The following is a 25,082-nucleotide window of genomic DNA, read 5'->3' on the forward strand; positions in this document are numbered from 1 at the left end:
TCGGAACAGCAAAATGTCCATGCGTACCTCCTACTGCGGTCTGGTGACCGAGCAACAACTGGGCCAAACGGTCAAGCTGTGTGGCTGGGTCAATCGCCGCCGCGATCACGGCGGGGTCATTTTCATCGACCTGCGCGATCGCGAAGGTCTGGTGCAGGTCGTGTGCGATCCGGACCGCGCGGAGATGTTCAAGGCCGCCGAAGGCCTGCGCAATGAATTCTGCGTGCAGATCACGGGCCTGGTGCGCAGCCGTCCGGCGGGCACCGAGAACGCCAACCTGACGAGCGGCAAGATCGAAGTGCTGTGCCACGCGCTCGAAGTGCTCAACCCGTCGGTCACGCCCCCGTTCCAGCTCGACGACGAAAACCTGTCGGAAACCACGCGCCTCACGCATCGCGTGCTGGATCTGCGTCGTCCGCAGATGCAATACAACCTGCGCCTGCGCTACAAGGTGGCGATGGAAGTGCGCAAATATCTCGACGCGCAAGGCTTCATCGACATCGAAACCCCGATGCTCACGAAGAGCACCCCGGAAGGCGCACGCGACTATCTGGTGCCCTCGCGTGTGAACGCCGGCATGTTCTTCGCGTTGCCGCAGTCGCCGCAGCTCTTCAAGCAGCTCTTGATGGTGGCCGGCTTCGACCGCTATTACCAGATCACCAAGTGCTTCCGCGACGAAGACCTGCGCGCTGACCGTCAGCCGGAATTCACGCAGATCGACTGCGAAACCTCGTTCCTCACGGAGCAGGAAATCCGCGATCTGTTTGAGAACATGATTCGTCACGTGTTCAAGGAAGCCATCGACGTCGACCTCGATGCCAAGGTGCCGGTCATGGAGTACGCGGAAGCGATGCGTCGCTTCGGCTCCGACAAGCCCGATCTGCGCGTGAAGCTCGAGTTCACCGAGCTGACCGACGTGATGGGCGACGTGGACTTCAAGGTGTTCTCGGTGCCGGCCACGACCGAAGGCGGTCGCGTGGTTGCGCTGCGCGTGCCGGGCGGTGCGGAGATCTCGCGTAGCGAAATCGACGCCTACACCGATTTCGTGAAGATTTACGGCGCGAAGGGCCTGGCGTGGATCAAGGTCAACGAAGTGGCCAAGGGCCGCGACGGTCTGCAAAGCCCGATCGTGAAGAATCTGCACGACGCCGCCGTTGCCTCGATTCTCGAGCGTACCGGCGCGCAGGACGGCGACATCATTTTCTTCGGTGCGGACAAGGCCAAGGTGGTGAACGACGGCATCGGCGCGCTGCGCCTGAAGATCGGTCACTCGGAATTCGGCAAGAGCCACGGCCTGTTCGAAGCCGGCTGGCGTCCGCTGTGGGTCGTCGACTTCCCGATGTTCGAGTACGACGAGGAAGATGCCCGCTGGGTCGCGTGCCATCACCCGTTCACGAGCCCGAAGGACGAGCACATCGACTACCTCGAGACCGATCCGGGCAAGTGCCTGGCCAAAGCCTACGATATGGTGCTCAACGGCTGGGAAATCGGCGGCGGTTCGGTCCGTATCTTCCAGGAAGACGTGCAGAGCAAGGTGTTCCGTGCGCTCAATCTCGGTGAGGAAGAAGCGCGCGCGAAGTTCGGCTTCCTGCTCGACGCGCTGCAGTACGGCGCGCCGCCGCACGGGGGCATTGCGTTCGGTCTCGACCGCGTCATCACAATGATGGCCGGCGCCGATTCGATCCGCGACGTGATCGCGTTCCCGAAGACGCAACGTGCGCAGGATCTGCTCACGCAGGCACCGTCATCGGTCGACGAGCGTCAACTGCGCGACCTGCATATCCGTCTGCGCCAGCCGGAAGCGCCCAAAGCCTGACGTGGCTCACGGGGCCGCTCGTCGGCCCCGCACGCAAGCTGAAAACCCCCTCTGCCGTCAGGCGAGGGGGTTTTCGTTTTTCGGGGGCATCGCGCATGCCGCAACACCCGGCGTTTGCCCTATACAATGCGTCATCGGTGCCGGTCTTCGGTGCCGTTCTCGAATCGCCACCTGCATGAAACCCTTCAAGATTCCCGAATCCGTGCTCGTCGTGATCTATACGCCGGCGCTCGATGTTCTGCTCATCGAGCGTGCCGACGCCGAGAACTTCTGGCAGTCGGTCACCGGCAGCAAGGACCGGCTCGACGAACCGCTGCTCGAGACGGCCGTGCGCGAAGTCTTCGAGGAGACCGGTATTCGCGTGGCAAACGGAACTGCGGTGCCCGCCGCTGCGCTGACCGATTGGCAGCACGAAATTCAGTACAACATCTATCCGCGTTGGGCCCATCGTTATGCGCCGGGCGTGACGCGCAATACGGAACACTGGTTCGGCTTGTGCGTGCCGCAGAACACCGCCGTGACGCTCTCGCCGCGCGAGCATGTCGCCTATGCGTGGCTGCCGTGGGAAGCGGCCGCCGCGCGTTGTTTTTCACCGTCGAACGGCGATGCCATCCGGCAGTTGCCGTTGCGCGTGCGCTAGCCGCGGCACGGCACGCCGATGAGCAAGTACCTGCCGTTCTCCCGCGATAACGATCTGACGCTGCTCTATCTCGGTCAGCGCTACTTCACAGCGCTCATTGCCGCCATCGATGGCGCCACCCGCGACGTGGCGCTCGAGACGTATATCTTCGAAGCCGACGAGGCGGGGCAGCAGGTCGCCGCAGCGCTGCAACGCGCCGCGCAACGCGGCGTTGCGGTACGCGTTATCCTCGACGGCATCGGCACGAGCCGCCGACTGCCGTTTCTCGCCGATTGGCGCGAGCGCGGTGTGGCGTATCGCATCTACAATCCGCGGCTGTTCGGCAAGTTCGGTTTCTCGCGCACGCACCGCAAGCTGGCCATCGTCGATCACGCGGTGGCATTTGTCGGCGGCATCAACATCATCGACGACGACAACGCCGGTGGCGACACCCGCATGGACGATCCGCGCTGGGACTTTGCCGTGCAATGCCGCGGTCCCATCGTCGCCGAAATCTCCATCGCGTTTCACATTCAGTGGCTGCGCCTCGCGCCGGGGTATCTGGGGACGCCGTTCCGTCATCGGCGCCGCGGGCAACGTGGGCGTCTGCACGCGCCTTACGCCGGTCAGGCAGCCTTCGTGGCACGCGATAACCTGCACAATCGTCGCGCGGTCGAAAAGGCGTACCTGATGGCGCTGGGCCGCGCGCGCCACGAGGTTTGGCTCGCGAATCCCTATTTCGTGCCCGGCCGCCGGCTGCGACGTGCACTGACGCAGGCGGCCCGACGCGGCGTGGCGGTGCATCTGCTGATCGGCCGCAACGAGTTCCGCCTGCTCGATGCCGCGGTGCCCTGGCTTTACGCCAAGTTGCTCGATGCCGGCGTGCGCATCGGCGAGTACGACGTGCGTCAACTGCATGGCAAGGTGGCCGTCGTCGACGACGTATGGGCGACGGTCGGCTCCTCCAATCTGGATGCGCTGTCGCTGTTCCTGAATCACGAAGCCAACGTGGTGGTGCTCGACGATCCGCTGGTCATCGAACTGCGCGATCACATCCGCCGAGCCTTTGACGAGGCGCGTCTCATCGACCCCGCCCGCTACGGCGCACGCTCGCGCTGGCGGCGCTTCCGCCAGTGGATGGCGTATCGCCTCTATCGCCTGACGATGCGGCTCCTCACGCGCGGCAAATACGACTGATTGTCGGGCGGATGCCGACGGATGATCCGCCGTTGCTCATGGCTCTCGGCCCTGTGCCGACGTCGCCGAACCCCGCCCTCCGACGGCTACCGATTAGGTATTCCGATCTAATAAATTCCTTGTTCGCCCATGGGTGTCCCCCAATAATAGGACGGCCGTTCGATTTTTTGGTTAGCATCGGAGAACGGATAACCAAAGCGATGCCAAACATATGCGAAAGGGTGAACAGACACGAGCCGCCATCCTGAATGCCGCGCTGGAACTTGCGGGGCGCGATGGACTTGAGGGGCTGACGATCGGCTTGCTGGCTGATCGTATGCAGATGAGCAAGAGCGGCGTCTTCGCGCATTTCGGTTCGCGCGAGGACTTGCAGATTGAAGTGCTGCGCGAGTATCACCGGCGTTTCGAGGACGAGGTGTTCGCCCCCGGGATGGAAGCTCCGCGCGGCCTACCGCGACTCAGGGCGCTGGTGGATCGCTGGATGGACAAGCGCATTCGCGAGGTGACGACGGGCTGTATCTATATCAGCGGTGCCGTCGAGTACGACGATCGCGCGGCCAGCCCGGTGCGCGAGGCCTTGGTGAAGAGCGTGCGGTTGTGGCGATCGGCCCTGCTGCGCGCGATCACGCAAGCGAAGGAGGAGGGGCATTTGCGTGCGGACACCGATCCGCGTCTGATGCTTTTTGAAATGTACAGCCTGACACTTGGCTTGCATCACGACGCGCGGTTCCTCCGGGAGCCGGGGGCCGTCGAGATGACCCGGGTGGCGCTGGAAAAACTGATTTCGTCTTATCAGCGCGGGTGAGGCGCGAGCCGTCCGCGATTCAATTCGATTTGTTCGGAGGAGTAGGTCATGGGACAGTACAACGCGCCGCTGCGCGACATGCAATTCGTTTTGCACGAACTGCTGGGCGTGGAAAACGAATTGAAGGCATTGCCGAAACACGCGGACATCGATGCCGACACCATCAACCAGGTGCTCGAAGAGGCCGGCAAGTTCTGCAGCGAAGTCGTCTTCCCGCTGAATCAGGTGGGTGATCGCGAGGGCTGCAAGTACGAAGGCGATGGCGTCGTCACGACGCCGACCGGCTTCAAGCAGGCCTATCAGCAATACGTCGAGGCCGGCTGGCCCTCGCTGGCGTGCGACCCCGCGTTCGGAGGCCAAGGGCTGCCGCAGGTCGTCAACAACGCCCTGTATGAAATGCTCAACTCCGCCAACCAGGCCTGGACGATGTATCCCGGCCTGTCGCACGGCGCTTACGAGTGCCTGCATGCGCATGGCACGCCTGAGCAGCAATCCACCTATCTGCCGAAGATCGTATCGGGCGAATGGACCGGTACGATGTGCCTGACCGAGCCGCACTGCGGCACCGACCTGGGCATGCTGCGCACGAAGGCCGAGCCGAATGGCGACGGCTCGTACGCCATCTCCGGCACCAAGATCTTCATCTCCGCCGGCGAGCACGACATGGCCGCCAACATCGTCCACCTTGTGCTGGCCCGCCTGCCGGACGCGCCGCCGGGAACGAAGGGTATCTCGCTGTTCGTTGTGCCGAAGTTCATCCCCGACGCGAATGGCGCACCGGGTGAGCGCAACGGCATCAAGTGCGGCTCGATCGAGCACAAGATGGGCATTCACGGCAATGCCACCTGCGTGATGAACCTCGACGGCGCGCGCGGCTGGCTCGTTGGCGAACCGAACAAGGGCCTGAATGCCATGTTCGTGATGATGAACGCCGCGCGTCAGGGCGTGGGCATGCAGGGCATGGGCCTGACGGAAGTCGCCTACCAGAACTCGTTGGTGTACGCGAAGGAGCGCATTCAGATGCGCTCGCTCACCGGCCCGAAGGCGCCGGACAAGCCGGCGGATCCGATCATCGTGCATCCGGACGTGCGCCGCATGCTGCTCACGCAGAAAGCCTATGTGGAAGGCGGTCGCGCGTTCTCTTACTGGACCGCGCTGCACATCGACAAGGAGCTGTCGCACGGTGACGAAGCCGAGCGTCGTGAAGCCGCCGATCTGGTCGCGCTGCTCACGCCGATCATCAAGGCCTTCCTGACCGACAACGCGTTCGAGTGCACCAACCATGCGATGCAAATTTACGGCGGCCACGGCTTCATCTCCGAGTGGGGCATGGAGCAGTATGTGCGCGACGCACGCATCAACATGATCTACGAGGGCACGAACTCGATTCAGGCGCTCGACCTGTTGGGCCGCAAGGTGCTCGGCGACATGGGGGCGAAGCTCAAGAAGTTCGGCAAGCTCGTGCAGGACTTCGTCGAGGCCGAAGGCACGAAGGAAGAAATGCAGGAGTTCGTCAATCCCCTCGCGGACATCGGCGACAAGGTGCAGAAGCTGACGATGGAAATCGGCATGAAGGCCATGGCCAATCCAGACGAAGTGGGCGCCGCCTCGGTGCCGTATCAGCGCGTGGTCGGCCATCTCGTGTTCGCTTACTTCTGGGCACGCATGGCGCGCATCGCGCTTGACAAGCAAGGCAGCGGCGACAAGTTCTACGAATCGAAGCTCGCCACGGCGCGTTTCTATTTCGCCAAGTTGCTGCCGGAGACCGCGTCGCAAATCCGCATGGCCCGTGCCGGTGCGAAGACGCTGATGGAAGTCGACGTCGACCTGTTCTGAGAGCGGAGGAGATCACCGTGAGCCAAACCAACAAACCCCTGGTCGTACGCAAGGTCGCTGTGCTGGGCGCCGGCGTGATGGGTGCGCAGATTGCCGCGCACCTCGTCAATGCGAAAGTGCCCGTCGTGCTGTTCGATCTGCCGGCCAAGGAAGGCCCGAAGAATGGCATCGTCCTGCGTGCCATCGACGGCCTGAAGAAGCTGAGCCCCGCGCCGTTCGCCGACAAGGCCGACGCCCAATACATCGAAGCGGCGAATTACGAGGACGACCTTGCAACCCTCGCCGGCTGCGACGTGGTGATCGAAGCGATCGCCGAGCGCATGGACTGGAAGCATGACCTGTACAAGAAGGTCGCGCCGCATCTGGCCAAGCACGCAATTTTCGCGTCGAATACGTCGGGCCTGTCGATCACTGAACTCTCGGAAGGCTTCGATGCCGATCTGAAGTCGCGCTTCTGCGGCGTGCACTTCTTCAATCCCCCGCGCTATATGCATCTGGTCGAATTGATCCCGACCGCCACCACGGCGCCGGAGATTCTCGACCAACTCGAAACGTTCCTCACGTCCACGCTCGGCAAGGGCGTGGTGCGCGCGAAGGATACGCCGAACTTCATCGCCAACCGCGTGGGCGTGTTCTCGATTCTGGCGGTGTTCGCCGAAGCGCAGAAGTATGGCATTCCGTTCGATGTGGTCGATGACCTGACCGGCAGCAAGCTGGGTCGTGCCAAGTCGGCCACGTTCCGCACGGCCGACGTGGTCGGTCTGGACACGATGGCGCACGTGATCAAGACGATGCAGGACGGCCTCAAGGACGACCCGTTCGCCGAGACGTATGCTACGCCGCCGGTGCTCAAGGCACTCGTAGAAAAGGGCGCGCTGGGTCAGAAGACGGGCGCGGGTTTCTACAAGAAGGAAGGCAAGGTCATCAAGGTGCTCGACCCGCAATCGGGTGAGTATGTCGAGTCGGGCAAGAAGGCCGACGAGATGGTCGTGCGCATTCTGAAGAAAGCGCCGGCCGAGCGTCTGCGTCTGCTGCGCGAATCGACGAACCCGCAAGCCCAGTTTCTGTGGGCGGTGTTCCGCGATGTGTTCCATTACATCGGTGTGTATCTCGAGCAGATCGCCGACAACGCACGTGAAGTCGACTTCGCGATTCGCTGGGGCTTCGGCTGGAGCACCGGTCCGTTCGAGGACTGGCAAGCTGCGGGCTGGAAGGACATTGCGCAGTGGGTGCAGGAAGACATCGACGCCGGTCAGGCGCTCTCGAGCGCGCCGCTGCCCAAGTGGGTGACGAGCGGCAAGGTCGCCGAGGCGGGCGGTGTGCACACGGCGAATGGCTCGTATGCACCGGCCAAGGACGCGTTCGTTGCGCGCAGCACGCTGCCGGTGTATCAGCGTCAGGTTTTCCCGGCCTCGCTCGTGGGCGACGCCAGCGCCGATCCGCGCAAGTTCGGCAAGACCATCGAAGAGAACGACGCCGTGCGCCTGTGGGTCGACGAGACCCCGGGGCAGGACGACGTGCTTATCGTCTCGTTCAAGTCGAAGATGAACACCATCGGGCCGGCCGTCATCGACGGGCTGACCCGCGCGATCGATCTGGCCGAGCAGCACTATCGCGGTGTGGTCGTATGGCAGCCCACGTCGCTCAAACTCGGTGCGCCGGGTGGTCCGTTCTCTGCCGGCGCCGATCTCGAAGCGGCCATGCCCGCGTTCATGATGGGAGGGGCGAAGGGTATCGAGCCGTTCATCAAGAAGTTCCAGGACGGCATGATGCGTGTGAAGTACGCGCAGGTGCCCGTCGTCTCGGCCGTCTCCGGTATTGCGCTGGGCGGCGGGTGCGAGCTGTTGCTGCATAGCGCGAAGCGCGTGGCGGCGCTCGAGAGCTACATCGGTCTCGTGGAAGTCGGTGTCGGGCTGGTGCCGGGCGGCGGCGGCCTGAAGGAAGCGGCGATCCGCGCAGCGGAAGCCGCGAGTGCCGCGGGCAGCGTGCAGTATCTCCAGTTCGTGACCAAGTCGTTCACCAATGCGGCGATGGCGAAGGTCTCGGCCTCGGCGCTCGACGCCCGCGACATGGGCTATCTGAAGCCGACGGACACCATCGTGTACAACGTGCACGAACTGCTGTCGGTCGCCCGTAACGAGGCGCGCGCGCTGGCCATTGCCGGCTATCGTCCGCCGCTCAAGCCGGCTGGCATTCCTGTCGCCGGTCGCTCGGGGATCTCGACCATCAAGGCGTCGCTCGTGAATATGCGAGACGGCAACTTCATCTCGGCGCACGACTTCCTCATCGCCTCGCGCATCGCCGAAGCCGTTTGCGGCGGCGACGTGGAGGCCGGCAGCCTCGTGAACGAAGAATGGCTGCTGGCGCTCGAGCGTCGCGCCTTCATCGACCTGCTGGGCACGTCGAAGACCCAGGAACGCATCATGGGCATGCTGCAATCCGGCAAGCCGGTGCGCAACTAAGCCGATCGGAGACTGACATGAGCAAACAACTGCAAGACGCCTACATCGTTGCCGCCACGCGCGCGCCGATCGGCAAGGCACCCAAGGGCAGCTACAAGAACACGCGTCCGGACGACCTGCTCGCGACCATTCTCAAGAGTGCGCTCGCGCAGGTGCCGGATCTCGATCCTAAGGTCATCGAGGACGCCATCATCGGCTGTGCCATTCCCGAAGCCCAGCAGGGCCTGAACGTGGCGCGTATCGGCGCGCTGCTCTCGGGTCTGCCGAACACGGTGGGCGGGGTGACCGTCAACCGTTTCTGCGCCTCGGGCCTCACGGCGCTCGCGATGGCGGCGGACCGCATTCGTGTGGGCGAAGCCGACGCAATGTTCGCCGGGGGTATCGAGAGCATGAGCATGGTGCCGATGATGGGCAACACGCCGTCGCTCTCGCCGTCGATCTTCGAGCGCGACGAGAACGTGGGCATCGCGTACGGCATGGGGCTGACCGCCGAGAAGGTGGCGCAGCAATGGGGCGTGACGCGCGACGCGCAGGACGCCTTCGCGCTGGCCTCCCACCAGAAGGCGATCCAGGCGCAACAGGCGGGCGAATTCACGAACGAAATCACGCCGATCGAGATCGTCGAACGCTTCCCGAATCTGGCCACCGGCGACGTGTCGATCAAGACGCGCACGTTGTCGCTCGACGAAGGCCCGCGGCCGGATACGTCGATCGAAGGGCTCGGCAAACTGCGTCCGGTCTTCGCGAACAAGGGGTCGGTCACGGCCGGCAACAGTTCGCAGACGTCGGATGGTGCCGGCGCGCTGCTCGTCGTGAGCGAGAAGATTCTCAAGCAGTTCAACCTCACGCCGCTCGCCCGTTTCGTGTCGTTCGCCGTGCGCGGCGTGCCGCCCGAGATCATGGGTATCGGTCCGAAGGAGGCGATTCCCGCGGCCCTGCGCGCGGCGGGCCTGTCGCAGCAGGACATGGACTGGATCGAACTGAACGAGGCGTTTGCCGCGCAGGCCCTTGCCGTCATCAAGGATCTGGATCTCGATACCCGCAAGGTCAACCCGATGGGCGGCGCCATCGCGCTGGGCCACCCGCTGGGCGCGACCGGTGCGATCCGCGCCGCGACCGTGGTGCACGCGCTGCGCCGTCACAACCTGAAGTACGGGATGGTGACCATGTGCGTGGGGACCGGCATGGGCGCGGCGGGGATTCTCGAGCGCATGTAAGCGGGCGCGCCGTAGGCCGTCGGCTGGCAATCGTCAGACGTGCGGCGTACGACGGCCCAGGGCGCCGGGGTGCGGTTTCGCAACAGCGCGACCGCCCCCGGCGTTCTCATCTACGGCGGGCAGTGACCCGGCGTCGCCAGAGGCCCGGAACATCCGAGGAGACACACGAGATGGAAGACGTATTGGTGCATCGCCAGGGCGCGGTGCAGGTGCTGACCTTCAACCGCGCGCACAAGAAGAATGCGATTACCGCCGCGATGTATCAGGCAATGGCCGAAGGCATTGCCGAGGCGGAGGCCGATCCGTCGTTGCGCGTGATCCTGATCCAGGGGCAGCCGGAGGCCTTTTCGGCGGGCAACGATCTCGAAGACTTTCTGAAAAACCCGCCGAAGGACGACGACGCCCCCGTGTTCCAGTTCCTGCGTGCGATCAGCCAGGCGACCAAACCCATTGTCGCGGCCGTGGCGGGCAATGCGGTCGGCGTCGGCACGACACTGCTGCTGCACTGCGATGTCGTGTATGCCACGCAAACCGCTCGCTTCTCGCTGCCGTTTTCGCAACTGGCGTTGTGTCCGGAGGCGGCGTCGAGCTGGCTGCTGCCGCGCGTGGCGGGCTACCAGCGTGCCGCCGAGAAGCTGCTTTTCGGTGAGCCGTTCGACGTGAACGAGGCCGTCGCGATGGGCTTCGTCAACCGTGCTGTGCCGGCGGACGAACTGGCCGACTACGCCGCGAAGCGTGCCGCGCAACTCGCGGCCATGCCGGCGGCGTCGCTGCGCGTGACCAAGCAGCTGATGAAGGGCGACAGCGCGCAAGCGGTGCAGTCGCGTATTCGCGACGAGGCGTTGGAGTTCGGTAAACGGCTCGTCTCTCCGGAAGCGCGTGAGGCGTTCACGGCGTTCTTCGAGAAGCGCAAGCCGGATTTCAGTCAGTTTTCATAACGCCTCCGCCGTCGCCGGGAAGACTCGGCGGCACAGCAGGCGCATCGACGCCGCACGCCTCATTCTGCGAGACGGCGGCGTTTTTTTGTTGGCGGACGCTCAGCTCGCCGTGTCGAGCTTGGGCAGCGGGCGCGGACGGCGATCTTCGTCGGTCGCCACGTACGTGACCATCGCCTCGGTGACCTTGACGATCTCGTGCGACAGGCGCATGCGTTGCGCATAGGCCTCGACGTAGACGGTGATCGACGTATTGCCGGTCTTCACGATCGTCGCGTAAAAGCTCAGCAGGTCGCCCACGAACACCGGCTCCTTGAACAGGAACGAGTTGACGGCAATGGTCGCCACGCGGCCGTTGGCGCGCTGTGCGGCGGGAATCGAGCCGGCAATGTCGACCTGCGACATGATCCAGCCGCCGAATACGTCGCCGTGGGCGTTGGCGTCGGCAGGCATCGGCAGTACGCGCAACGCCAGTTCTTTTTCTTCGGGCAGGGCCGTGAGGGCGGCAGTCGAGGTACTCATGAGGATCCTTGCGTGAGCCGGGAAGACTGCGAAAGTCGGAAACCGCGAGAAAGACGGCGACGGCACGCCGCTGCCGGTCCTGCTTCGGGTTTCCACGGGCGGAAGAGCCGCCCGGCGTCGGCTCAGCATGAGACGCCGGGTTCTGCGAAAATACGCCATCGACGATTTTAGCGGAAAGCCCTCGAACGAGCCGGACGCCGCCCCTCCCCATCATGAGACGTTACTCTTCGGCCGAGCCTGCACCGACGGCCTCCGACGCCGCTCGCCCCCCCCGCGGCGACTGGCAAGTCATCAAATCGCTGTTCCCGTATCTGCTCGAATTCCGCGGACGCGTCACGCTGGCGCTGTCGTGTCTCGTCATGGCGAAGGTGGCCAACCTCGGCGTGCCCATCATCATGAAGCACATCGTCGACGGGCTCGGCCCCGTGGCGACCTTCTCCGCCACGGCGCGCGCATCGGGCGATGCAAGCCTGATCGTCGTGGGCGGGCTCGGTCTGCTGGTCGTGGCATATGGGGTGGTGCGCCTGTCCACGTCGCTCTTCACCGAACTGCGGGAAATGTTGTTCTCGAAGGTGACGGAAAGCGCGGTGCGGCAAATCGCGCTCAAGGTGTTTCGCCATTTGCACGCGCTGTCGCTGCGCTTTCACCTGGAGCGTCAGACGGGCGGCATGAGTCGCGACATCGAGCGCGGCACGCGGGGCATCCAGTCGATGATCTCGTACTCGCTCTACAGCATTCTGCCCACGCTCATCGAGGTGGCGCTCGTGCTCGGCTTCTTCGTCGTGCGCTACGACGCGTTTTACGCCATCGTCACGCTCGTGGCACTGTCGTTCTACATCGTGTTCACGGTGAAAGTCACGGAGTGGCGCACGCATTTTCGTCGCACGATGAACGAACTCGACTCGAAAGCCAACGCGCGCGCCATCGATTCGCTGATCAACTACGAGACGGTGAAGTATTTCGGCAACGAGGCGTTCGAGACGCAGCGTTACGACGAGAACCTCAAGCGCTATCGCGCCGCGGCGATTCGGTCGCGGAACTCGCTCTCGGTGCTGAATTTCGGACAGCAGGCGATCATCGCGACCGGACTCATCCTGATTCTCTGGCATGCCACCCAAGGCGTGATGAGTGGCCGCATGACGCTCGGCGACCTGGTGCTCGTCAACACCTTCATGCTGCAACTCTACATTCCGCTGAATTTCCTCGGCGTGATCTATCGCGAACTCAAACAGGCGATGACCGACATGGATCGCATGTTCACGTTGCTCGACGTGAATCGCGAAGTTGCCGATCCGCCGGGTGCGGCGCCACTTGTCTGTCATGGCGGCACCGTGCGTTTCGAGCACGTGAATTTCGGGTACGAGGCGTCGCGCCAGATTCTGCACGACGTCGATTTCACCGTGGCGGCGGGCACGACCACGGCTGTCGTCGGGCACAGCGGCTCGGGAAAATCGACACTCTCACGCCTGCTGTTTCGCTTCTACGACGTCGGCTTCCCCGGCGCGGCGGCGGGGCGCATCACCATCGACGGGCAGGACATTCGCGACGTCACGCAGGACTCGCTGCGCGCGGCCATCGGTATCGTGCCGCAGGACACTGTGCTGTTCAACGACACGATCTACTACAACATCGCGTACGGCAATCCGTCGGCGTCGCGCGAGCAGGTCATCGCCGCGGCCCGTGCGGCGCATATCCACGACTTCATCGAGAGCCTGCCGGCCGGCTATGAATCGATGGTCGGCGAGCGCGGGCTCAAGCTCTCCGGCGGCGAGAAGCAGCGCGTGGCGATTGCGCGCACCCTTCTCAAGAATCCGCATATCCTGATTTTCGACGAGGCGACCTCGGCGCTGGACTCGCGCTCCGAGCAGGCGATTCAGGCGGAATTGCGCAACATCGCCCGTGAACGCACGACGCTTGTCATCGCGCACCGCCTCTCGACGGTCGTGCACGCCGCGCAGATCATCGTGCTCGACAAGGGCCGCATCGTGGAGCGTGGCACGCACGACGACCTGCTGCGTGCCGAAGGACTCTACGCGCAGATGTGGGCGTTGCAACAGCAGCGTCGCGACGGGGAGGGCGATGCCGAGGCGTCGCACTTCGCCACGGTGGTGTCCTGAGGGCGCGTGGCAACTCGGCCGTCGGGCGGAAGGCAGGGCGGTTGAGCCGTTGGGCAGTTGGACGACTGGCGCGGACGCGGGTCTGTGCGCCGGCCGGACGATTGAGTAGACTAGCGCGCTGACATCGCCGACGCGGGAGTGCCGCATGGAAATCAAATGGCTCGAGGACTTCGTGTCGCTCGCCAAGACGAACAGTTTCAGTCGTTCGGCCGAGTTGCGCCATGTGACGCAGCCGGCGTTCTCGCGCCGGATTCAGTCGCTCGAAGCGTGGCTTGGCAGTGAACTGATCGACCGATCGAGCTATCCCACGCGCCTCACCGCGGCCGGCGAAGTGTTCTACGAGCAGGCGCTGGCATTGCTCTCGCAAGCGCAGGAGGCGCGCGCCTTGCTGCGCGAACAGCGCTCGGCCGACCATTCGGTGCTCGATTTCGCCGTGCCGCACACGCTGTCGATGACGTTCTTCCCGCGATGGCTCAAGGCGCTGGAGAAGCGTCTGGGCCTGTTGCGCAGCCGTTTGCGTGCGCTCAACGTGCACGACGCGGCGATGTCGCTGACCGATGGAGGCTGCGATCTCCTGATGTGCTACTACCATCCGAGCCAGCCCTTGCAACTCGATGCGGCGCGCTACGAGATGATCGTGCTCGGCAGCGAGCGGTTCAGCCCCTACAGCGCCCCGACGCCGCAAAAGCGCGCCCGCTTCAAGCTGCCCGGCACGCCCGACGCGCCGGTGCCCTACCTCGCCTACACGGCGAATGCCTATCTCGGCCGGATGACCGATCTGCTCGCCGGCGACGCGTCGAGCCGGCTGCATCTGGACAAGGTGTACGAGACCGACATGGCCGAGGCGCTCAAGGCCATGGTGCTCGCCGGACACGGTGTGGCCTTTCTGCCGGAAAGCGCCGTGGTCGATTCGGTCGCGCGCGGCGAGTTGGTCGATCTCGCGCCCCCGGGCAAGGCGGCGGCCCCATGGCATCTGGACATGGAGATTCGCCTGTATCGCGACCGTCTGGCCTATACCGACGCCAGCAACCGGCGCGAGCTGACCAAGCGCGATGCGCTCGAGGCGTTCTGGCAAGCCGTGCGCGATCAGATCAAAGGCTGACCGGCGTGCGTGCCGGATCGGCGCGATGCGCGTCGATTCGCGGAATGTCGGGATAATTTCAGACGGGCGGCAAAACTATGCATGAAATGCATAGTTGCATGTTTATTCGGCATTGGATTGTTCTCGGGGGTTCTCGGTAAAGTGCCAGCCATTCGTGTCGCAAGCACGGTATGTGCGTGCGGCGCAGATTGAAGCCGGAGAATTCCATAATGTCGCAAACGTCACATATCTTGCCTTCTTACCTGCAGGCCGATGATCTCGGTCCGTGGGGCAACTACCTTCAACAGGTCGACCGCGTCACGCCTTACCTGGGCACGCTGTCGCGCTGGGTCGAAACCCTCAAGCGTCCCAAGCGCATCCTGATCGTCGACTGCCCGATCGAACTCGACAATGGCACCATCGCCCATTTCGAGGGCTATCGTGTCCAGCACAATACGTCGCGCGGCCCCGGTAAGGGCGGTGTGCGTTTTCACCAGGACGTCACGCTGTCCGAAGTCATGGCGCTGTCGGCCTGGATGTCGGTCAAGAACGCAGCGGTGAACGTGCCTTACGGCGGCGCCAAGGGCGGCATTCGTGTCGACCCGCGCAAGCTCTCGCGCGGAGAACTCGAGCGTCTGACGCGTCGTTACACCAGCGAAATCAACATCATTATCGGGCCGACGAAGGATATTCCGGCGCCGGACGTCAACACCAATGAGCAGATCATGGCGTGGATGATGGATACCTACTCGATGAACGAGGGGTCCACGGCCACCGGCGTGGTGACCGGCAAGCCGATTTCGCTGGGCGGCTCGCTGGGCCGTCGTGAAGCCACGGGCCGCGGCGTGTTCGTGGTGAGTTGCGAGGCGGCCCGCCGCCTGGGACTCGACGTGCGCGGCGCACGCGTGGTGGTACAGGGCTTCGGCAACGTGGGGGGCATTGCCGCCCGTCTGTTCCACGAGGCGGGTGCGCATGTCATCGGCGTGCAAGATCACACCGGTACGATCTACAAGTCCGACGGCCTCGACGTGCCGAACCTGCTCAAGCACGTGGCCGAAACCGGCGGCGTGGGCGGCTTCCCGGCGGCTGAGACCATCAAGGACGACGAGTTCTGGTCGCTGGACTGCGAGTTCATGATTCCGGCGGCACTCGAAAACCAGATCACCGAGAAAAACGCCGACAAGATCCGCGCGAAGATCGTGGTCGAAGGGGCCAATGGCCCGACGACGACGGCGGCCGACGACATCTTGCGCAGCAAGAACATTCTTGTCGTGCCGGACGTGGTGGCCAACGCCGGCGGCGTGACGGTCTCGTACTTCGAGTGGGTGCAGGATTTCTCGAGCTTCTTCTGGACCGAGGAAGAGATCAACCACCGTCTGGAGCGCATCATGCGCGAAGCGTTCGATGGCGTGTGGCATGTGGCGCAGGAGCATAAGGTTTCGCTGCGTACTGCCGCATTCATCGTGGCGTGTACCCGTATTCTGCAAGCCCGTGAGATGCGCGGTCTGTACCCCTGATCAGGCGGTGCTGTCCGGCTAAGTAGTAATACGCAATAATGCGTAAAACAGAATGTTCGGGGCGATTTGCGTTAAGAAAGACGTACGTTCCGAACATTCGATAATAAAAAAATGGGCAAATGCGGTGCTAAAATGCATCTGTTTTTTGCCAAGGAGACTAAAGAATGACCCTCTCGAAAATTGCATTGGCGATGTGCTGTGTTGGCTTGATGGCAGGTGCTGCCCAGGCGCAGGAAACCGGTACGCTCAAGAAAATCAAGGACACCGGCGTCATCTCGCTGGGTAACCGCGAATCCTCGATTCCGTTCTCGTTCTATGACAATAACCACAATGTCGTTGGCTATGCCAATGATGTGGCGATGGCCGTCGTGGCCGAAGTCAAGAAGGAACTCAAGCTGCCGAACCTGAAGGTCACGCAGACGCCGATCACGTCTCAGAACCGCATTCCGCTGGTTCAGAACGGCACGATCGACATGGAGTGCGGTTCGACCACGAACAACGCCGAGCGTCAGAAGCAGGCAGCGTTCTCGAACACGTTCTTCATCATCGGCACGCGTTTGCTGGCGAAGAACAGCTCGGGCATCAAGGACTTCGCCGACCTCAAGGGCAAGAACGTCGTGACCACGGCGGGCACGACCTCCGAGCGTCTGCTGCGTGAGATGAACCAGAAGGACAACATGGGCATGAACATCATCAGCGCCAAGGACCACGGAGAAGCCGCGATCACGCTGCACTCGGGCCGTGCCGTCGCGTTCATGATGGATGACGCCCTGCTCGCGGGCGAGCGCGCCAAGTTCAAGGACGCCAAGGACTACAGCATTGTCGGCAAGCCGCAATCGTATGAAGCCTACGGCTGCATGATGCGCAAGGACGATCCGGCCTTCAAGAAGCTGGTGGACAAGGCCGTTGCCGATTACCAGAAGTCGGGCCAGGCGCAGAAGGACTTCGCCAAGTGGTTCCAGCAGCCGATCGCTGCGCTGGGCGGCGTGAATATGGACTTCCCCCCGTCGGCCGAGATGGCCGCGCTGTGGAAGTCGCCGAACGACCACGCTGACGTTCAAGGCGCCAAGTAAGCCTCGCAGGCTTCACGAGTCGCCGAGCACCATCAGTGCGTAATGCCGAAGCGGAAGGAGCCAATCCTTCCGCTTCTTTTTAAGCAAGACAAGTAGAAAAGGGGAGATCATGGCTCTCGGTCTCGATTTCAGTTTTTTCTTCCAGCCTGTGGCAACGGGCGAGGGGACGACCTATTTCGGGTGGTTGCTCTCGGGCTTCAAGCTCACGCTTGAAGTTGGCCTCGGCGGCTGGATCATTGCGCTCATCGTGGGCTCCGTGCTCGGCGTGATGCGCACCATCCCCAACAAATGGATATCCGGCTTCGCGACGGCCTACGTCGAGTTGTTCCGGAACATCCCGTTGCTTATCCAGTTGTTTTTCTGGTACTACGTGGCGCCCGACTTCCTGCCGGAATCGGTTCGTACGTGGTTGTTCGCGCTTAATCCGGCGAGCGTCTCGCTGCTCACCGGCGTGATCGGCCTGGGGCTCTTTACGGCGGCCCGGGTGTGTGAGCAGGTGCGCTCCGGTATCAATTCCCTGCCCAAGGGCCAGAAGAGCGCCGGTCTGGCCATGGGGCTCACGCTCCCGCAGACGTACCGCTTCGTACTGCTGCCGGTGGCCTTCCGTGTGGTGATCCCGCCGGTCACCTCGGAATTCGTCAACATCTTCAAGAACTCGGCCGTGATCTCGACGGTGAACCTGCTCGAACTGACCGGGCAGGGCAAGCAGCTCATCGATTACACGGCGCATAGCTATGAGTCCTTCATTGCTGTGACGATCGCGTACATGATCATCAACGTCGCGGTGCTGGTGCTCATGCGCTTCATCGAAGCCAAGACCCGCCTGCCGGGCTACATCGGGGGCAAATAATGGGTGAGATCTTCGCATGGGGCGGCGCTATCGACGCGATGCCGCTGCTCGTCAAGGGCATGATCACCACGCTGCAGATCACGGTGCTCGCCGTGGTCGTGGGCATCCTCTGGGGCACGATTCTCGCGATGATGCGTCTGTCGGGCGTGACCGTGCTGAAATGGTTTGCGGATCTGTACGTGAACCTGTTCCGCTCGATTCCGCTGCTGATGGTGCTGCTGTGGTTCTTCCTGATCGTGCCGCAGGTGTTGCGTTCGGTGCTCGATGTGCCGCCGACCTGGGACATCCGGATGGTCTCGGCACTCGTCGCCTTCTCGCTGTTCGAAGCGGCGTATTATTCGGAAATCATTCGCGCGGGTATCCAGAGCGTATCGCGGGGCCAGATGTCCGCCGCCTACGCGCTGGGCATGTCGTACTGGCAGGCGATGGCGCTCGTGGTGCTGCCGCAGGCGTTCCGCAACATGGTGCCGTTGTTGCTGACCCAGGGCATCATTCTGTTCCAGGACACCTCGCTCGTATACGCGATCGCCTTGGCCGACTTCTTCGGCATGGCGTACCAGGTGGGCCAGCGTGACGGCACGTTGCCCGCAATGATTGTGTTTGCCGGAGCGGTCTACTTTGTGATCTGCTTCACGGTTTCGATGTCGGTTAAACGTCTTCAGAAGAGGTTGGCGAAATGATTACCCTTAAAAACGTCTCCAAGTGGTACGGCCAGTTCCAAGTGCTCACGGACTGCTCCACTGAAGTCAAGAAGGGTGAAGTCGTGGTGGTGTGCGGCCCGTCGGGTTCGGGCAAGTCCACGCTCATCAAGACCGTCAACGGTCTGGAGCCGATCCAGCAAGGCGAGATCATCGTCGATGGCACATCGGTCGCCGATCCGAAGACGAACCTGGCCAAGCTGCGCTCGCGCGTAGGCATGGTGTTCCAGCACTTCGAATTGTTCCCGCACCTGTCGATCACCGAAAACCTGACGCTCGCGCAGGTCAAGGTGCTCGGTCGCAGCAAGGACGCCGCCCGTGTCAAGGGCCTGAAGTTGCTGGAGCGCGTGGGCCTGACGGCGCATGCCCACAAGTTCCCGGGCCAGCTCTCGGGCGGTCAGCAGCAGCGCGTGGCCATCGCTCGCGCCCTGTGCATGGACCCGATCGCCATGCTGTTCGACGAGCCGACCTCGGCGCTCGACCCGGAAATGATCAACGAAGTGCTCGACGTGATGGTCGAATTGGCGCAGGAAGGCATGACCATGATGGTGGTTACGCACGAAATGGGCTTCGCCAAGAAGGTCGCGAACCGTGTGATCTTCATGGATCAAGGCATCATCGTCGAAGACGACAAGAAGGACGAGTTCTTCGCGAATCCGAAGTCGGACCGCGCCAAGGACTTCCTGGCCAAGATCCTGCACTGATCGTTGGTGCGGGTGGAATGAAAAAAGCGTGCCTTCGGGCACGCTTTTTTTATGCTCGTCGGCGTCGGCGCGGGCTTACTGGCAGGCAGTGTTCTGCTCGTTGCGCAGACGAACGGCTTCGGGAATCGGCACGACGGTGCGCAGCGACGGCCCCCCCTTCTCGAACAGAATCAACTCACCCGGTGCGAAGGTCGTCCAGACTTCGTTGTCGGTGAGCGGTGCCGTGGCGATCACCGCCACGCGATCGGCCGGCGTCGTGAACTTGGAAAAATCGATTTCCCAGTCGGCGTCGATCAGATGCGCCTTCGTGAACGGCCACTGGCGGGCGATGAAGTGCAGCCGTGTCGAGCAGTGCGCGATCAGCGCCTGGCCGTTCGAGAGGACGAAGTTGAATACGCCGTGGCGCGTGATCGTGCGCGTAATGTCCTCGACCGCATGGAACAACTCGTCGAGTGGCGGTTGCGAACCGGGGAAGCGCTTGCGCAGGCCCTGCATGATGTCGCAGAAGGCGCGCTCGCTGTCGGTCGTCCCCACGGGCTGGTAGACGCCCGAGAGAAACGGATCGTAGTCATGCAGATCGCCGTTGTGCGCGAAGATCCAGTGGCGTCCCCACAGCTCGCGTTGGAACGGGTGGCAGTTCTCCAGCTCAACGATGCCCTGTGTCGCTTTGCGGATATGCGCGATGACGTTCTTGGACTTGATCGGGTATTTCTTCACCAGCTCGGCGATGGGCGAGTTCGCGGCGGCCTGGTGATCGATGAACAGCCGGCAGGCCTTGTCTTCGAAGAATGCAATGCCCCAGCCGTCCGCGTGGTGATCCGTACCGCCTCCACGCGCTGCGAAACCGGTAAATGAGAACGTGATGTCGGTCGGTTCCGCGCAATTCATTGCGAGCAGTTGGCACATGGGGCGGGTCAATCGAAGATGGGTTGCGCACCTCGTGTCGGAGCGCCGCAACCAGTACAATATGGGGTTGCACAAGCATAGCACTGGCCCCTGTGTACGTACATTGCCGCCCGATCGGTCCGTCGCGCCGACGCGTCACCGCGCGGCGACGGTCTCATGGGCTTGCCGTCTCCCCCAGCTCCCGGAAAACGCCCATGATCAACGAACTGACTATCACCCGCCCCGATGACTGGCACCTGCACGTGCGCGATGGCGACGTGCTCAAGAGCGTGCTGCCCGACAGCGCCCGCCAGTTCGGGCGCGCGATCATCATGCCGAACCTCAAGCCGCCGGTCACGACGACCGAACTCGCCGCCGCGTATCGCGAGCGTATTCTCGCGGCGCGCCCGGCCGGCAATGCGTTCGAGCCGCTCATGACCCTGTATCTGACCGACAACACGGCCGCCGACGAAATCCGTCGCGCGAAGGCATCGGGCTTCGTGCATGGGGTGAAGCTCTACCCCGCCGGCGCCACGACGAACTCCGACGCCGGTGTGACCGATCTGGCCAAGTGCCGCGGGGCGCTCGAAGCGATGCAGGACGTTGGCATGCCGCTGCTCGTGCACGGTGAGGTGACGAGCGCCGACATCGACATCTTCGATCGTGAAAAGGTCTTTATCGACCGCGTGATGTCGCCGCTGCGCCGCGATTTCCCGGGCCTCAAGGTGGTGTTCGAACACATCACGACCCAGGACGCCGCCGAGTATGTCGCACAGGCCGACGGCCCCATCGCCGCCACGATCACCGCGCATCACCTGCTGTACAACCGCAACGCGATCTTCACGGGCGGTATTCGTCCGCATTACTACTGCCTGCCGGTGCTCAAGCGCGAGACGCATCGCGACGCGCTCGTGACGGCGGCTACGTCAGGCAGTCCGCGCTTCTTCCTCGGTACCGACAGTGCCCCGCACGCACGCGAAGCGAAGGAAGCCGCCTGTGGCTGCGCCGGCTGCTACACGGCGCTGCACGCGGTAGAGCTGTACGCCGAGGCGTTCGACAAGGCCGGCGCGCTCGACAAGTTCGAAGGCTTCGCCAGCTTCCACGGCCCGGATTTCTACGAACTGCCGCGCAATAGCGACAAGATCACCCTGGTGCGTGAAGACTGGGAACTGCCGGCGGCACTGCCGATGGGCGATGCGACCGTGGTGCCGTTGCGCGGCGGCGAAGTCATCGGCTGGAAGTTCAAGGGGTGAGTCCAGAGGACGCGTCGGCGCCTTTGGCGTCCACGCGGACAGGCTTGCCGGCGATCGACTGGCACGCGCCCTGGTTCGACGCGGTCGCCGAGCGGGGACGGGACGCCTTGGCGGGCGCCGACTGGCGCGAGGCGCTGTCGGCGCAAGCGGCGGCGGCCGGACAGGTGAGTGGGCGGGGGCGGGCGTTGCGATTCGTCGCCCCACAGGCGCTTCCCGCCGACACCGCCTACGAGGCCTTCATCGCGGACACAGGCGGGGTGCCGACGCGCCTTAATCTGCATGACTTCTTCAATGCGCTGATCTGGCTGGCCTATCCGCGAGGCAAGGCGGCGCTCAACGCTCGTCAGGCCGCCGCCATCGCCGTCGACGGTGTGCAAGCCACGCGCGGTGCCACGCGCGATGCCGCCACCCTCTTCGACGAAAATGCCGTCCTCTTCGCGTGTAGCGACCCTGCGCTGGGCGGGGCGCTTCGGGCGTTCGACTGGCACACGCTCTTCGTTGCACGGCGTGCCGATTGGGGGCGCGCCTGCGAGGTGCAGCCTTTCGGGCATGCGTTGCTGGAGAAGCTCGTTGCCCCGTACCCGGCAGTGACCGCGCACGCGTGGATCGTGGACGTGCCACACGCCTACTTTGGCTGGACACCGAATGCGCGCCGCGCCTGGCTCGACGCCCGGATCGCGCCGGGGCTCGCCAATGGGCCGCTCACGACACGTGACTTCGCCCCCTTGCCGGTGTTGGGCATCCCCGATTGGTGGCCGGCCAACCAAGACCCCGCCTATTATCGGGACACCTCGGTATTCCGGCCTGGCCGGCGTCGGACGAGCTGAGTGTCTCGGTGGCGCGTGGGCCAGGAGGGCGGACGTTGGGCAGAGTCAGGCGCTGAAGTAGGGCAGGGGCAGGGCGGCGGAACGGCGGCGGCACGGCGGCACGCGTGGTACACTTCGGCCCGCAGAGTCGGCCAGACAATCGCCGCCTCCCTTTGGGAGGGGGAGGAAAGTCCGGACTCCACAGGGCAGGGTGATGGCTAACGGCCATCCGTCGTGAGACGCGGAACAGGGCAACAGAGAACAGACCGCCGATGGCCCCTGGCGCAAGCCAGGCGGATCAGGTAAGGGTGAAACGGTGCGGTAAGAGCGCACCGCGGCGTGCGGCAACGCACACGGCACGGTAACCTCCACCCGGAGCAATTCCAAATAGGCAGGTGAACGGCATGCGCCTCGTGCGGATGCCGGCAACGGGGCCCCCGGGAGCCTGCGGGTAGGAAGCTTGAGCGGCGCAGTGATGCGTCGCCTAGAGGAATGATTGTCAGGCGCGGCGCGAGTCGCGTTCACAGAATCCGGCTTATCGGCCGGCTCTGCATCCGAACAAAACACAAAAGGCTCCCGCTGGGAGCCTTTTGTGTTTCCAACGTCATCGTGTCGGCGAGCCATGGCCGGACCGAGCGATTCTCAGCCTTCGACGATCTCGACGCTATGGGTGATCTCCGCCGTCTTCGCGAGCATGATCGACGCCGAGCAGTACTTGTCGTGAGAGAGGGTCACCGCGCGCTCCACCGTGGCGGGGTTCAGATTGCGCCCCGTCACCGTGAAGTGGAAGTGAATCTTGGTAAAGACCTTCGGATCTTCGCTGGCCCGCTCGGCCTTGAGCGTGACGTTGCAATCCTTCACTTCGGCCCGGCTCTTCTTGAGAATCAGCACGACGTCGTACGCCGTACATCCGCCCGTGCCAACCAACAGCATTTCCATCGGACGCGGCGCCTGATTGTGACCGCCACCCTCCGGGGCACCGTCCATCGCGACGATGTGTCCGCTTCCCGTCTGGGCGACGAAAGCCATACCGTCCTGGCCCATCCAACTCACCTTGCATTCCATATTCCGAAACCCCGATATCCCGTTCAAGCGAAAATTGTAACGGCTTCCGCTAAGGCGCGTACGACGCTCAACGCGACCTTGGGATGCCGACCTGGGCAGCACGGGTTGCTGCGTCGCAATATTGGCGCTTTTTTGATCGTGGTTTCAGGCGGATAAACCCTAAAGTTAGATGTTGGACTCTACTGGCCGCGTTGTTACGTAAGGTTTTTTGATGGTAACCATTTGATTTTAATGTAGATAATTGTCAGTCCCTCATCGTCCGGTCATTCCGCATTATGGTTATTGATTTCGCACTATAAATTTTCTTGCATCGCACCATCGGGTTTGCTAGACTGCAGTCATTGGTTGTTGTGCTTTACAGCAATTCTGCCAGTGTCTCCTCCACCCTCCTCCTTTGGTGGATTTAACCCGGACCCATGAGGTTCGGGTTTTTTTTGTGCGTCGGGAAACGCTGTTTACCGACGAGTGGTTTTTTCTGTATAATCAACGGCTTTTCCGGAAATGCCCACGGAAGATACATCAGGGAGAGCCTGCAAGCACAGGACTGCGCCATGCGATGCAAATCGCGAGGACGCGGCCGGCAGACAAGCAGGAAGTTGATGTTAATGGGGCAAATGTATTTTATTTGGATCGATCATGAAGACGTTTTCCGCTAAGCCGGCAGAGGTGACGCGCGAATGGTTTGTGATTGACGCGACGGACAAAGTCCTCGGCCGTGTCGCCAGCGAAGTGGCACGCCGTCTGCGCGGCAAACACAAACCGGAATTCACGCCGCACGTTGACACGGGTGATTACATCATCATCGTCAATGCTGCCAAGCTGAAAGTTACGGGCGCAAAGCAAACCGACAAGAAGTACTACCGTCACACGGGTTACCCGGGCGGTATCTACGAAACCACGTTTGGCAAAATGCAAGAGCGTTTCCCGGGCCGTGCGCTCGAGAAGGCCGTGAAGGGCATGCTGCCGAAGGGTCCGCTGGGCTACGCGATGATCAAGAAGCTGAAGGTTTACGCCGACGGTAACCATCCGCACGAAGCGCAGCAACCGAAGTCGCTCGAGATCTAAGGGCCACGCCATGTTCAAAAACGATTGGAATTACGGCACCGGCCGTCGCAAAAGCGCTGTTGCTCGCGTCTTCATCAAGGCTGGCAAGGGCGACATCGTCGTCAACGGCAAGCCGATCAAAGAGTACTTCGCTCGCGAAACGTCGCTGATGATCGTTCGTCAGCCGCTCGAGTTGACCAACCACGCTGAAACGTTCGACATCAAGGTCAACGTGTCCGGCGGCGGTGAAACGGGTCAGGCCGGTGCGGTTCGTCACGGGATCACCCGCGCACTGATCGACTACGACGCGACGCTCAAGCCGACGCTGTCGACCGCTGGCTTCGTCACGCGCGACGCCCGTGAAGTCGAACGTAAGAAGGTGGGTCTGCACAAGGCTCGCCGTCGCAAGCAATTCTCGAAGCGTTAATCGCCCGAGTGCTTGTTCGCATCGGCCTCTGGCGGATGCAAGGAAAGGCCGCCTCGTGCGGCCTTTTTTCTATTGTGCGTCGCCTTTGGCGCGTGTGACTTGCGCAGGTGTCAGGCGCGTTGCCGTCCCACACGTGTCGTGGAAGCTTGATAG

The 25,082-nt window shown here is 62.9% G+C and carries 22 protein-coding genes and 1 other RNA gene; 20 read left to right on the top strand and 3 right to left on the bottom strand.

Annotated elements, in window-relative coordinates; genetic code table 11:
* Positions 1-13 precede the first annotated feature (13 nt).
* From aspS to OYT13_RS03785, 8 genes are all read left to right on the top strand, one after another.
* The gene (aspS, locus tag OYT13_RS03750; protein WP_017235626.1) at positions 14-1,816 is read left to right on the top strand and encodes an aspartate--tRNA ligase; all 1,803 of its coding nucleotides are present in this window, start codon (positions 14-16) and stop codon (positions 1,814-1,816) included.
* Between the two features lie 175 nt (positions 1,817-1,991).
* Positions 1,992-2,456: a dihydroneopterin triphosphate diphosphatase gene (gene nudB, locus OYT13_RS03755; protein WP_017235627.1), complete on the top strand. Its 465-nt coding sequence runs from the start codon at positions 1,992-1,994 to the stop codon at positions 2,454-2,456.
* Between the two features lie 18 nt (positions 2,457-2,474).
* Positions 2,475-3,632, top strand: coding sequence for a cardiolipin synthase ClsB (gene clsB / locus OYT13_RS03760; RefSeq protein WP_268567280.1), 1,158 nt, complete (start codon positions 2,475-2,477; stop codon positions 3,630-3,632).
* A 211-nt stretch (positions 3,633-3,843) separates the two neighbouring features.
* Positions 3,844-4,437 carry a TetR/AcrR family transcriptional regulator gene (locus tag OYT13_RS03765; RefSeq protein WP_017235629.1) on the top strand — a complete coding sequence of 198 codons (594 nt, stop codon included), beginning with the start codon at positions 3,844-3,846 and terminating at the stop codon, positions 4,435-4,437.
* 48 nt (positions 4,438-4,485) lie between these two features.
* Positions 4,486-6,273 (top strand): acyl-CoA dehydrogenase C-terminal domain-containing protein, encoded by a 1,788-nt coding sequence (locus OYT13_RS03770; RefSeq protein WP_150551580.1) that lies wholly within the window; start codon positions 4,486-4,488, stop codon positions 6,271-6,273.
* Positions 6,274-6,350: 77 nt separating this feature from the next.
* Positions 6,351-8,735, top strand: coding sequence for a 3-hydroxyacyl-CoA dehydrogenase/enoyl-CoA hydratase family protein (locus tag OYT13_RS03775; RefSeq protein WP_268567847.1), 2,385 nt, complete (start codon positions 6,351-6,353; stop codon positions 8,733-8,735).
* Positions 8,736-8,752: 17 nt separating this feature from the next.
* Positions 8,753-9,952 (top strand): acetyl-CoA C-acyltransferase, encoded by a 1,200-nt coding sequence (locus tag OYT13_RS03780; protein WP_017235632.1) that lies wholly within the window; start codon positions 8,753-8,755, stop codon positions 9,950-9,952.
* A gap of 170 nt (positions 9,953-10,122) precedes the next feature.
* Complete coding sequence (locus tag OYT13_RS03785; RefSeq protein ID WP_150562441.1) at positions 10,123-10,890, top strand: enoyl-CoA hydratase; 768 nt, start codon at positions 10,123-10,125, stop codon at positions 10,888-10,890.
* Positions 10,891-10,989: 99 nt separating this feature from the next.
* Here the strand turns inward: OYT13_RS03785 and OYT13_RS03790 are convergent, their stop codons facing one another.
* A complete protein-coding gene (locus OYT13_RS03790) occupies positions 10,990-11,409 on the bottom strand; it encodes an acyl-CoA thioesterase (protein WP_017235634.1) in 420 nt (139 codons plus the stop codon).
* Between the two features lie 212 nt (positions 11,410-11,621).
* On the opposite strand from OYT13_RS03790, the gene OYT13_RS03795 reads away from it, so the two are divergent.
* The 7 genes from OYT13_RS03795 to OYT13_RS03825 all read left to right on the top strand — a co-directional run bounded on the left by OYT13_RS03795 (position 11,622) and on the right by OYT13_RS03825 (position 19,449).
* Positions 11,622-13,526, top strand: a complete 1,905-nt coding sequence (locus OYT13_RS03795; protein ID WP_268567281.1) for an ABCB family ABC transporter ATP-binding protein/permease — start codon at positions 11,622-11,624, stop codon at positions 13,524-13,526.
* Between the two features lie 145 nt (positions 13,527-13,671).
* Positions 13,672-14,628 (top strand): LysR family transcriptional regulator, encoded by a 957-nt coding sequence (locus OYT13_RS03800; protein WP_017235636.1) that lies wholly within the window; start codon positions 13,672-13,674, stop codon positions 14,626-14,628.
* Positions 14,629-14,837: 209 nt separating this feature from the next.
* The gene (locus tag OYT13_RS03805) at positions 14,838-16,124 is read left to right on the top strand and encodes a Glu/Leu/Phe/Val family dehydrogenase (protein WP_017235637.1); all 1,287 of its coding nucleotides are present in this window, start codon (positions 14,838-14,840) and stop codon (positions 16,122-16,124) included.
* A 164-nt stretch (positions 16,125-16,288) separates the two neighbouring features.
* Complete coding sequence (locus OYT13_RS03810) at positions 16,289-17,197, top strand: glutamate/aspartate ABC transporter substrate-binding protein (protein WP_017235638.1); 909 nt, start codon at positions 16,289-16,291, stop codon at positions 17,195-17,197.
* A 109-nt stretch (positions 17,198-17,306) separates the two neighbouring features.
* A complete protein-coding gene (locus tag OYT13_RS03815; RefSeq protein WP_017235640.1) occupies positions 17,307-18,047 on the top strand; it encodes an amino acid ABC transporter permease in 741 nt (246 codons plus the stop codon).
* Positions 18,047-18,727 (top strand): glutamate/aspartate ABC transporter permease GltK, encoded by a 681-nt coding sequence (gene gltK / locus OYT13_RS03820; protein WP_017235641.1) that lies wholly within the window; start codon positions 18,047-18,049, stop codon positions 18,725-18,727. Before OYT13_RS03815 ends, gltK begins: the two co-directional genes overlap by 1 nt.
* Positions 18,724-19,449 carry an amino acid ABC transporter ATP-binding protein gene (locus tag OYT13_RS03825; RefSeq protein ID WP_017235642.1) on the top strand — a complete coding sequence of 242 codons (726 nt, stop codon included), beginning with the start codon at positions 18,724-18,726 and terminating at the stop codon, positions 19,447-19,449. Before gltK ends, OYT13_RS03825 begins: the two co-directional genes overlap by 4 nt.
* Positions 19,450-19,524: 75 nt before the next feature.
* Here the strand turns inward: OYT13_RS03825 and OYT13_RS03830 are convergent, their stop codons facing one another.
* The gene (locus OYT13_RS03830) at positions 19,525-20,355 is read right to left on the bottom strand and encodes a class II glutamine amidotransferase (RefSeq protein WP_017235643.1); all 831 of its coding nucleotides are present in this window, start codon (positions 20,353-20,355) and stop codon (positions 19,525-19,527) included.
* Positions 20,356-20,549: 194 nt separating this feature from the next.
* Here OYT13_RS03830 and pyrC point away from each other — a divergent pair, with 194 nt between their 5' ends.
* From pyrC to rnpB, 3 genes are all read left to right on the top strand, one after another.
* Complete coding sequence (gene pyrC, locus OYT13_RS03835) at positions 20,550-21,587, top strand: dihydroorotase (protein WP_268567282.1); 1,038 nt, start codon at positions 20,550-20,552, stop codon at positions 21,585-21,587.
* Positions 21,588-21,631: 44 nt separating this feature from the next.
* The gene (locus tag OYT13_RS03840; RefSeq protein ID WP_268567283.1) at positions 21,632-22,414 is read left to right on the top strand and encodes a DUF3025 domain-containing protein; all 783 of its coding nucleotides are present in this window, start codon (positions 21,632-21,634) and stop codon (positions 22,412-22,414) included.
* Between the two features lie 123 nt (positions 22,415-22,537).
* Positions 22,538-22,947: RNase P RNA component class A (gene rnpB, locus OYT13_RS03845), an RNA gene on the top strand.
* A gap of 88 nt (positions 22,948-23,035) precedes the next feature.
* Here the strand turns inward: rnpB and OYT13_RS03850 are convergent.
* On the bottom strand, positions 23,036-23,458 hold the full coding sequence (locus OYT13_RS03850; protein ID WP_026132304.1) for an OsmC family protein: 423 nt from the start codon (positions 23,456-23,458) through the stop codon (positions 23,036-23,038).
* 636 nt (positions 23,459-24,094) lie between these two features.
* Here OYT13_RS03850 and rplM point away from each other — a divergent pair.
* Both rplM and rpsI read left to right on the top strand, forming a co-directional pair.
* The gene (gene rplM / locus OYT13_RS03855) at positions 24,095-24,523 is read left to right on the top strand and encodes a 50S ribosomal protein L13 (protein WP_010805091.1); all 429 of its coding nucleotides are present in this window, start codon (positions 24,095-24,097) and stop codon (positions 24,521-24,523) included.
* 10 nt (positions 24,524-24,533) lie between these two features.
* Positions 24,534-24,929 carry a 30S ribosomal protein S9 gene (gene rpsI, locus OYT13_RS03860; RefSeq protein WP_010805092.1) on the top strand — a complete coding sequence of 132 codons (396 nt, stop codon included), beginning with the start codon at positions 24,534-24,536 and terminating at the stop codon, positions 24,927-24,929.
* Positions 24,930-25,082: the final 153 nt, after the last annotated feature.

The sequence above is a fragment of the Pandoraea sp. XJJ-1 genome, from assembly GCF_026802345.1.
Lineage (GTDB): Bacteria > Pseudomonadota > Gammaproteobacteria > Burkholderiales > Burkholderiaceae > Pandoraea > Pandoraea cepalis.